This is a genomic window from Intestinibacter sp. (assembly GCF_034113885.1).
In the GTDB taxonomy this organism is placed as follows: domain Bacteria; phylum Bacillota; class Clostridia; order Peptostreptococcales; family Peptostreptococcaceae; genus Intestinibacter.
Genome location: NZ_JAXEWM010000245.1, coordinates 1 through 2,217, shown reverse-complemented (window position 1 = coordinate 2,217; position 2,217 = coordinate 1). Strand labels below are relative to the sequence as shown.

Below are 2,217 nucleotides of genomic sequence, written 5' to 3'. Positions count from 1 at the left end.
TTAATTCAGACATGGCTATCTTATTTTTTCCACTTATATTTATTCCCCTTAACAAGGCAATATATCTTTTCATATAACAATTTCGCCTCCATAACTATAAAATATTTTATTCTTTAAATAAACACATTTAGGTATATCACAGCCACACATCGAAACCTTAACAATGAATATAATTTCCTATGTGTTATAAAATGTCATTTACAATAATACTGTACTTATAATTGTTTTCATCCCCTGCATAACTCTAACTCCTAATTTTTCAAAATAGTTTTATATGTTAATTATAGATAGTGCTGTTTAGAAATAACAAGTTACATTATTATTACAGATATAGCCTAACAATTAATTACAAGGCAGTTTGCTATAATTCTCAAATAATTTTATAATCGCTATTTGTACTGCATCTTTTGCAAAAAAAGTAGCCAACTCATAATGAATCGACTACTTTTTAAAAATCTTCTTATAAATCTATTTATATTATTTTAAATCTTTTTCCTTATACAAACATTTGGCGCGTCACAAAATATATATTATTATCTATTGCAACCATAAACAAGAGCTTCTTTTAAATAATAATGTTGAACCTGCTTTTACATAGCCATACTTGCCGTATTTATTTTTGACCTTCACATATCTAGTACTTCCATTTTGATATAATGCATAAACATACGCTGGACTTCCTTTACTTATTGTAAACGCTTTTTTAGTTCCACTTGTTGATGTGTAAGCAGTTAATGTTTTTGCTGCTATATATTTATTTTTTCTTACAAGTGAACTTGTATTTGCTGTTGTTTGATTAGTTACAGTATATCCATTTACTTTTACCTTTGGATAACATTGAAAAGAACCAATAGCGTTCTCAAACTTTGAATATATTCCATAAGAAGTTTCAACAAAAGTTACTATACCTGTATTAGGGTCGTAGCTTTTTAATCTACCACCGATATTTCCTTGGAAAGTTCTATTTACTTTACATGTACTATTTCTAAATTTAAGTAATCTTATTTGTCCATCACTAGGACCAACCCATTCAAAAACTATCTCTTTACTCTTATCATTTTTATTAAAATCATATATTTTTGTTGTAAATTCAAAGTGATAATCAGGATCATAATCGTAAATCAACGTTTTAACACAGCTATTGACCTTTAGCTTTAAATCTCCACTAGATCTGTAAACCTTTATAGTATCTAAATCTCCATCTCCATCTATGTCGTACTTATAAGTCACATTTCGTTTAAGAACTTTCTTACATGATGTAGCAGCATAGGATTCTTTTGGATTTGCCACAAATACACTACCTACAGCTATAGCAGCTGCTAGTGCTACTGCACTAATTTTTTTTAATAACTTCATAATATATCCCCCTCTTATATATTTTTCACTGTCGGCACACTCACTACAGCCTATACTATAAATTATATATTATTTTATTTAAATATCAATATATATCTATATTTATACGAAATTTGTATATATTATTCTTTCTAATTATATTACAATTGTAAATTTAAATTTATCGTTTTAAGATAAATTCTTGAACTGGGCTTCCAAACTCTTCAGTTAATTTTCCTTCTACAAAACCTAATTTTTTATAAAAAGCTCTTGCTGCGATTCCTTCTAGTACTCCTTCACGATATGTAGTTACAACAATATCGCTTTCAGAATCCATAAATGTGAGCATATAAGACACCATTTTTTCCGCAATATACTGCCTACGATATTCAGTATCAACAGCTAAAAAGCAAAGTTCATTATTATCTTTTGAAAACAAAAGTGTACCAATAATCTTACCATCAATTTTTGCACATATAGCAGAATCCTTTCTCATAAAAGATAAAACTATTTCTCTGTGTTCATCTAATGCTTCTTTTGTTTCAAGTCCAGGAAAGTTTGCTTTTACTTTGCCTACAAGATCCATCCAATTATCAATATCACACACATTACCAAGTTTAATTTCCATGATGTTCACCACCCAATTCTTTTGTAGTATAATTTTCCAATATCTCTATCATAAATAAAATCTGGTATATCTTCAGTTTCAAAAATCATCCAACCAAACCTTATGCAAAATAATTCTATAAAATTATCTACATCTCTATCATAACAAGCTTCGATTTCCCTTATTTGTGATTTTAACTCAGATTCATCTATTTTTCTTCCATATAACAAAATGTCTCCCTTGTAATATTCAATTTCAACTATTGTCATGCAATA

The 2,217-nt window shown here is 28.1% G+C and carries 4 protein-coding genes; all 4 read right to left on the bottom strand.

The features are described 5' to 3' along the window. Positions 1 to 73 (bottom strand): DUF1697 domain-containing protein (locus tag SPD90_RS14495; protein WP_320925705.1); only part of this gene is annotated, 73 nt, incomplete at its 3' end. Positions 74 to 537: 464 nt separating this feature from the next. Further along, a complete protein-coding gene (locus SPD90_RS14490) occupies positions 538 to 1,356 on the bottom strand; it encodes a hypothetical protein (RefSeq protein ID WP_320925704.1) in 819 nt (272 codons plus the stop codon). Positions 1,357 to 1,516: 160 nt separating this feature from the next. Then, entirely contained in the window at positions 1,517 to 1,963 is a 447-nt protein-coding gene (locus tag SPD90_RS14485) for a GNAT family N-acetyltransferase (protein WP_320925703.1), read from the bottom strand. A gap of 5 nt (positions 1,964 to 1,968) precedes the next feature. Beyond that, positions 1,969 to 2,217: hypothetical protein (locus SPD90_RS14480; RefSeq protein ID WP_320925702.1), on the bottom strand; the 249-nt coding region annotated here is incomplete at its 5' end.

Bases quoted from the DNA above. Each gene is read 5' to 3' on its own strand.
- SPD90_RS14490 (WP_320925704.1), bottom strand. From the start codon at position 1,356: ATGAAGTTATTAAAAAAAATTAGTGCAGTAGCACTAGCAGCTGCTATA.
- SPD90_RS14485 (WP_320925703.1), bottom strand. From the start codon at position 1,963: ATGGAAATTAAACTTGGTAATGTGTGTGATATTGATAATTGGATGGAT.